This window comes from Mesorhizobium sp. M5C.F.Ca.IN.020.32.2.1 (assembly GCF_004023105.1).
Taxonomy (GTDB): Bacteria; Pseudomonadota; Alphaproteobacteria; order Rhizobiales; family Rhizobiaceae; genus Mesorhizobium; species Mesorhizobium wenxiniae.
This window is the reverse complement of the sequence record NZ_RZSX01000309.1, coordinates 1-6,635: the sequence shown is the minus strand read 5'-3', so window position 1 is coordinate 6,635 and position 6,635 is coordinate 1. Positions and strand designations below refer to the sequence as shown.

Sequence of the window (6,635 nt, the reverse complement as noted above, 5' to 3'; positions counted from 1 at the left end):
TCGCCGGCCAGACCGTCGGCATCAAACAGGTCGAGGACCATATCTGGCTGGTCAGCTTCGTGGACTATGATCTGGGATATTTCGACGATGAGACATGCAGGCTCGAACCACTCCAAAACCCTTTCGGGCCAAAAGTGTTACCCATGTCTCCGGTATAAACCGTAGCCTATGTGTCCAGAATGGACCCTTGATTAAAATGGTCGGAGTGGCCGGATTCGAACCGACGACCCCTTGACCCCCAGTCAAGTGCGCTACCGGGCTGCGCTACACTCCGGACCGGTCGCGATGTATCGTGATAACCCGGTTCGGGTCAACCGAATTCGGCGGCCGTCGTGCCGATGCCCGGCATTGTGGATTTGAAGTTCCTGCTCCGTTGGACGTCGTCAGCCATTCAGGAACTTCAAATCCAGAATCACACTCGTTTGTCAGGCTTGATCCTCTGGCGTCGCTGTTATGAGACGGGCCGTCGATTTTCCTCGGATTGTGTCAGCACGGCTGTATTGATCAGCGCGTCTTCCGGAAGCCGGAGCGCCGAGGCTATTCGCCGAAGCTTCGATAAATCTGCATTCTTGCCGTTCTCGATGTCCGCGATTTCATCGACCGCCAGGCCGCACGTCAGAGACAGCTCTTCCATGCTGTATCCCCTGGTTTCTCGGATGGCCTTGAGGGCGCTGTGGTCGGGGGCAGCTTCGGTCGCCGACAGTTCGGAAAAAGCTTCGCTTGTTGCTATTTGGGGCATTTGGCAACTCCGTGGATTTAAAGAGTTTGATCAAATCAAGAGGTTGCCTGAGACGGCGCAGAGAATGCCCTCTCGATGGTGATTTGCCAAGCGCCAAAAATGCCGTCACGGCATCGTGATTCCGATCGGCGCAGCCTGGCACAGGCCTCGGCGGCAGCGGCACGGGACCGTCTTCCCGATCGGGTTCTTTGACTGGCCGATCGCCGAATTGTTCGACGGTTCTGAGCCGCTCCCTTGTTAAGCGGCTGTCGCTGGCCCGTCAGCCGTTTTGAACGGATCGAATCAGCGGCGGGAGCCTGATGCAGGCAGAACGCGTCAGGGGGCTGCGAACATTTTGAACCGACGCGTGAACCTTTCCTCTCCGGGCCGCACCAAGACGGTATGGACGCCACAAAGGCAGTCCCCAACCAGAAGGTCGCCCTGGCGGCCATCCTCGATCCAGAGAAGGAAATGCTCAAATGACTGATATTTCGAACTTCAAGCGCCTGTCGCTCGCCGCTGCCATCGTCGTCTCGGCCTTCGGCTCGATTTCCGTTCCGAGCTCGGCCTTCGCCAACGGCACGCATCCCACCGGCGACGGCGGCGCGGTTTGTAAGGGCGCGGGTCACTGTCTGGTGCTGCAGCTCGACTGCAAGGGTACATACACGGATGCTATCGACCCCAGCGGCACCGTCTATGGCAAATGCAGCCAGACCGCGCAGGTCGGCCCGAAGAACCAGCTCAAGCTCGCGCGCTGATCGACTTGTTTTCAACGAAAATGGCGGCCGTCAGCGCCGCCATTTTCTTGTCTCAACGTGCCGATCTCGATCTCGTTCGCGACGTTTTCTGCTGGCGGCTGAGGAACAGGCTTGCGACGAGCCCGACCACAACCAGCCCGACAGCAGCCGCTGTCGCCGGGTGATCGCGGGCTGTCTTTTCTATCACCCTGCTATGCCTCCTGATCGCAGGCAGAGCCTCACTGAAGCGCTCGGCAAGATCCGAATAGTAGTCCGAGGCGGTGTCACGGCCGTCCTCGTAATAGGCGCTGCCGCGCCTGGACACGGCTTTTCTCAGCGCCGCCAGTTCCCTGGAGAGGGCTGCGACCTGCTTTTCAAGGTCGATGTCGGAGAGGGTCGAAAATGATACCATGATATGCTTCCTTCCTTTGCGAAAAGGAACGCATGATTTCGGAAGCAGTTCCGGTTTCTGACGGCAATCGGTCGGCCCTTAAAGCGCGTCGCGTCTGAAGGGGTTCATGCGCCCCGCTTTAAGTTCTTTTATCCATGTCGTTATCCCAGACCGCTGCGCGCCTCGTGTCAGGCCTGAGGGTATGCCTTTGGGCGACATGGACTACAGCGCCGCGCGTCCTATTGGACGCGCAAAGGACGCTGTAGCACTTTAATTTTGCGTATGATCCTTTCCGAAAACGATTCCGATTTTTGGGATTATGCGCTAGCGCACCTGATCGAGCAGGCGCTTGCATTCCAGCAGGTCGAACAGCGCTTCCTGCAGCAAGGCGCGATTGTCGCGCGAGAGTTTCGACGTGCCTGGCTGCACCGGGCCTTCGTCGTCGGTCTTGCCCAGGCCGAAAAAGCGCCGGCTGGGTTTTACCTTGGGCTCGCCGACCAGCATCTCGTCATCGGCGCCGCGCGGCTGGGCCGCCGGCGTCAGCGGCACCGCATCGGCCTGTCGACGTTGCGAGATCGCCTCGACGGCCGCCATGTCGCCACTGCCGATGGCGACCAGGAAATGGTTGCCGTTCTCGCGCAGCAGCTTCTGCACGCCCTTGATCGTATAGCCCTGGTCGTAGAGCATGTGGCGGATGCCCTTGATCAGTTCGACATCCTGCGGCCGGTAGTAGCGGCGGCCGCCGCCGCGCTTCATCGGTTTGATCTGGTTGAAACGCGTTTCCCAGAAACGCAGCACATGCTGCGGCAGGGCGAGATCTTCTGCGACCTCACTGATGGTGCGGAAAGCATCGGGGCTCTTGTCCATGGGCGAAATCCTCACGCTGGAGCATGATCCCGAAAAGTGGGAATCGGTTTTCGGCCAAGATCACGCTCAACAAAGAGTCATTCCGATCCGGCTTGTTCTGCCGAATCGGGCCTTATTTCAGCGGTTTATAAAACAATATTCAAGCCCGGCGTCGAAGGGGGCAACCGTTTTCAACCGGGCTTTTGAAGCGCAGGCGCTATTTGCTGCCCTTGGCCTTGCTGTTCTGGTGGGCGCGCAGGATGCGGTTCTTCAGCACATTCGATGATTTGAAGGTCATCACGCGGCGCGGCAGGATCGGCACTTCCTCGCCGGTTTTCGGATTGCGCCCGATGCGCTCGTTCTTGGAGCGGACATGGAACGTCGCGAACGACGACAATTTCACCGTCTCACCGCGAACGATAGCTTCGCAAATCTCGTCCAGAACCGCTTCGACGAGCTCGGCCGATTCAGTGCGCGACAAGCCAACCTTGCGATAAACGGCTTCAGCAAGATCGGCGCGCGTAAGTGTCTTTCCCCCCATGCGAACCGTCCCCATCAGCGCTCAAAAACATAACTCTATATAAGCAAAGATAGAGCCTAAGTAATTGATCCGGCAAGGTCAAGGACCGAACCTGTCAGTTCGGCACTTACCAGCGAACCAAAACCGCGCCCCAGGTGAAGCCCCCGCCCATCGCCTCGATCAGCACCAGATCACCCTTCTTGATACGGCCGTCGGCGACCGCCGCCGAAAGAGCCAGCGGCACGGAAGCCGCCGAGGTGTTGCCGTGCAAATCGACCGTAACCACCACCTTTTGCTCTGCTATCCCGAGCTTTTTGGCTGAAGCGTCGATAATCCGTTTATTGGCCTGATGCGGCACGAACCAGTCGAGATCCTCAGCGGTGATGCCGGCAGCTGAGAACGTCGCCTCGATGACGTCGGTGATCATGCCGACCGCGTGCTTGAACACTTCGCGGCCTTCCATCCTGAGATGCCCCACCGTTCCGGTGGTCGACGGTCCACCATCGACGAACAGCTTGTCCTTGTGGGCCCCGTCGGAGCGCAGGCTGGCCGCCAGCACGCCGTGGTCGGCAATGCTGCCCGCCCCCTCTCCTGCTTCCAGCACCATCGCCCCGGCGCCGTCGCCAAACAGGACGCAGGTCGAGCGGTCGCTCCAGTCGAGGATGCGCGAAAAGGTTTCCGAGCCGATCACCAGCACGCGTTTGGCCAGACCGCCGCGGATATAGAGGTCGGCTGTCGTAACCGCATAGACGAAGCCCGAGCACACTGCCTGCAGATCGAAGGCGAAGCCGTGATGCATGCCGAGCCGGTTCTGGATGTCGACGGCGGTCGCCGGAAAGGTGTTGTTGGGCGTCGACGTCGCCAGCACGATCAGGTCGATATCGGCAGGCGTCAGGCCGGCATTGTCGAGGGCTGCGCGCGCCGCCGCCTCGCCGAGCGAAGCCGTGGTCTCGTCGTCGGCCGCGATATGGCGTTGGCGGATGCCGGTGCGCTGGGCGATCCATTCGTCGGAGGTCTCGACCATGCCTTCGAAATCGGCATTCTTCATGATGCGGCGGGGCAGCGCGGCGCCTGTGCCGCGCACGACTGATCTGATCAAGGCTCTTTCCTATTCCTCTGCGTCGGCAACGACGTCGGATTTCCTGGATGTCTGGGCATGCGGATTGCGCGCATGGAACAGGTCGAGATCGGCTTCGATGCGATCGAGCAGGTTGTTGCGCACCATGTCGTAGCCAAGCTCGATCGCGGCCGCGAAGCCGTCCGAATCAGCCCCGCCATGGCTTTTCACCACGATACCGTTCAGACCCAGGAAAACACCGCCATTGGAGCGGCCGACGTCCATCTTTTCGCGCAGGCGATCGAAGGCGCCCTTGGCAAATATATAGCCGATCCTGGCCATCAGCGTCCGGTCCATCGCGGCGCGCAGGTAACCGGCGATCTGTCTTACCGTGCCTTCCGCCGTCTTCAGCGCGATGTTGCCGGCAAATCCTTCGGTGACGACCACGTCGACCGTGCCCTTGCCGATGTCGTCGCCCTCGACGAAACCATGGTAGTTCATCGAGGCCATGTTGGCCTCGCGCAACATGCGGCCCGCTTCCTTAACCTCTTCCTGGCCCTTGATCTCCTCGACGCCAACGTTGAGCAGACCGATGCTCGGCCGTTCGATGCCGAACACCGAGCGCGCCATGCCGGTGCCCAAAATGGCGAAATCAACCAGTTGATGCGCATCCGCGCCGATGGTGGCGCCGACGTCCAGCACCACGCTTTCGCCGCGCAACGTCGGCCAGAGCGCCGCGATCGCCGGACGGTCGATGGTCGCCATGGTGCGAAGGCAGAATCTCGACATCGCCATCAGCGCGCCGGTGTTTCCGGCCGAGATGCAGGCGTCGGCAGTGCCTGCCTTGACCGCCTCGACCGCTTTCCACATCGACGACTTCCAGCGGCCATGGCGCAGCGCCTGGCTCGGCTTGTCGTCCATCCTGACTGCTATGTCGCAGTGGATGAACTCGCTCACTTCCGCCAGCTTGGGGAGCTTTGCGAGTTCGGGGCGCACCGCCTCCTCGCGACCATAGATGACGAAGCGGATGTCGGGACGCCGGGTCGCGACCGTCATGAGCGCCGGGATGACCACGCTTGGTCCGTGATCGCCGCCCATGGCATCGATGGAAATCCTGATCACGCGGTGTTCATCTCACAGTTTGCTTGAGCGAGCGCCTGGCGCTGGCAACGGTTTGGGGCTCGCGAAGGTTCGGCGAAAATAGCGTTTTTGGGCTGCCGCACAACCGGCTTTCTCCGATTGGGTCGGGTTTTCAGGATTTTCCGAGCAGGGAACGCAGCTGTTGCTGGAATTCGCTTTCCGCAGTCCCGGCATCGTCGGCAGCCTCCATCGAAACGCCTTGCTTGCGCGGATAGGGATCGATCGCCAACCCAAAGAACTGTTCGGCGAGCGCCCCGACGTCAATCGAATTGCCGGAAAACGTTTCAGGACTGTCCGGCCCTTCGGCATCGAGCATTATCTCGCCGCCGCCCTCGAAACCAAGCCGCCCGAGCTTGGACTGCTCCGGCAGAAACAGTGCGTCGACCGCCTCGTCGATATGCGCCTCGACCGGGTCGAGGGAGACGACGCAGGCTTGGGTGATATCGGCCTCGACGCGGCCGCTGACCTCGACGCCGTTGCGCTTCCATGGCGCCACCAGCAGTTCGGCGCGGTAGTTCTCGACCGAGAGCAACCCGTGCTCGCCCGCCAGCGCGGCGCGCTGCGCGGCGTCAGCCTCGATCACCACCGGCAGTCCCTTTTGCGGCAGCCGGGCGACATTGGCCACGAAGGACACGGGGCTCTGGTGAGCGGGGCTCTGCGAATCGGCGTGTTTCATCTTGTCCTTAGATAGTCTTGGCGACGGGGAATGCCACCGTGCCGGAAACAATGGATTCGGTCGCCTGTTCCGCGAGTCGCCTGGAGACATCGGCGACGTAGCCGGCCAGATGCGTTGCTTGCGGCCAAGCGCCGGTGTCGGGCCGGACATTGCGGGCAAGGGCAGCGACGAGTGCATCATGGTCGTTTCGTTCCAGCGCATCGTCATAGGCGGCGGTGCGGCCATAAAACATCTTCGCCAGTTTCTTCATGCGCTTCGGCACACCGACGTCGCCGATGCCCAGTTCCCGCAGTGAATGCTCGACATCCATGAAGAATTCGTCGATCAGCACCTGCGCGACCTCCCCGGCAACACCGCCCTCGCCGCGCAGCCGGTGCTGGAACAGGAACATGTGCAGCGACAGCATCTCGAAGCGGCCGAGCGGCGTGTCCGGTACATTCCAGTCGGAATAAAACACAGTTTGCCGCGCCGCTGCCACGATTTGTGCGTAAAGCGCCTCGGTGATAGCGCGGTTAGCGTGACGTTCGCGACCAAAAAGGCGCTGGAACAT

9 protein-coding genes and 1 tRNA gene are annotated in these 6,635 nt (G+C 60.9%); 1 reads left to right on the top strand and 9 read right to left on the bottom strand.

From position 1 onward, the window contains the following. Nucleotides 1-197: 197 nt before the first annotated feature. Together EOA86_RS16920 and EOA86_RS16915 are read right to left on the bottom strand one after the other, a co-directional pair. Nucleotides 198-274, bottom strand: a tRNA-Pro gene (locus EOA86_RS16920). Between the two features lie 177 nt (nucleotides 275-451). Then, nucleotides 452-739, bottom strand: a complete 288-nt coding sequence (locus tag EOA86_RS16915; protein WP_128342691.1) for a helix-turn-helix transcriptional regulator — start codon at nucleotides 737-739, stop codon at nucleotides 452-454. 458 nt (nucleotides 740-1,197) lie between these two features. Between EOA86_RS16915 and EOA86_RS16910 the strand changes: the two genes are divergently transcribed. Continuing rightward, the gene (locus tag EOA86_RS16910; protein ID WP_128342689.1) at nucleotides 1,198-1,476 is read left to right on the top strand and encodes a hypothetical protein; all 279 of its coding nucleotides are present in this window, start codon (nucleotides 1,198-1,200) and stop codon (nucleotides 1,474-1,476) included. A gap of 52 nt (nucleotides 1,477-1,528) precedes the next feature. Here EOA86_RS16910 and EOA86_RS16905 read toward each other — a convergent pair whose 3' ends face one another. The 7 genes from EOA86_RS16905 to EOA86_RS16875 all read right to left on the bottom strand — a co-directional run. Next, a complete protein-coding gene (locus tag EOA86_RS16905) occupies nucleotides 1,529-1,867 on the bottom strand; it encodes a hypothetical protein (protein ID WP_065008066.1) in 339 nt (112 codons plus the stop codon). A gap of 303 nt (nucleotides 1,868-2,170) precedes the next feature. Then, a complete protein-coding gene (locus tag EOA86_RS16900) occupies nucleotides 2,171-2,713 on the bottom strand; it encodes a MerR family transcriptional regulator (protein ID WP_128342688.1) in 543 nt (180 codons plus the stop codon). Between the two features lie 196 nt (nucleotides 2,714-2,909). Continuing rightward, nucleotides 2,910-3,233 (bottom strand): integration host factor subunit alpha, encoded by a 324-nt coding sequence (locus EOA86_RS16895; protein WP_095485783.1) that lies wholly within the window; start codon nucleotides 3,231-3,233, stop codon nucleotides 2,910-2,912. A 106-nt stretch (nucleotides 3,234-3,339) separates the two neighbouring features. Beyond that, entirely contained in the window at nucleotides 3,340-4,311 is a 972-nt protein-coding gene (locus tag EOA86_RS16890) for a beta-ketoacyl-ACP synthase III (protein WP_128342686.1), read from the bottom strand. A gap of 9 nt (nucleotides 4,312-4,320) precedes the next feature. After that, the gene (gene plsX / locus EOA86_RS16885) at nucleotides 4,321-5,391 is read right to left on the bottom strand and encodes a phosphate acyltransferase PlsX (protein WP_029353422.1); all 1,071 of its coding nucleotides are present in this window, start codon (nucleotides 5,389-5,391) and stop codon (nucleotides 4,321-4,323) included. A 130-nt stretch (nucleotides 5,392-5,521) separates the two neighbouring features. Beyond that, nucleotides 5,522-6,085 (bottom strand): DUF177 domain-containing protein, encoded by a 564-nt coding sequence (locus tag EOA86_RS16880; RefSeq protein WP_128342684.1) that lies wholly within the window; start codon nucleotides 6,083-6,085, stop codon nucleotides 5,522-5,524. A gap of 7 nt (nucleotides 6,086-6,092) precedes the next feature. Continuing rightward, a partial coding sequence (locus EOA86_RS16875) for a ubiquinol-cytochrome C chaperone family protein (protein ID WP_128342683.1) occupies nucleotides 6,093-6,635 on the bottom strand: 543 nt, incomplete at its 5' end.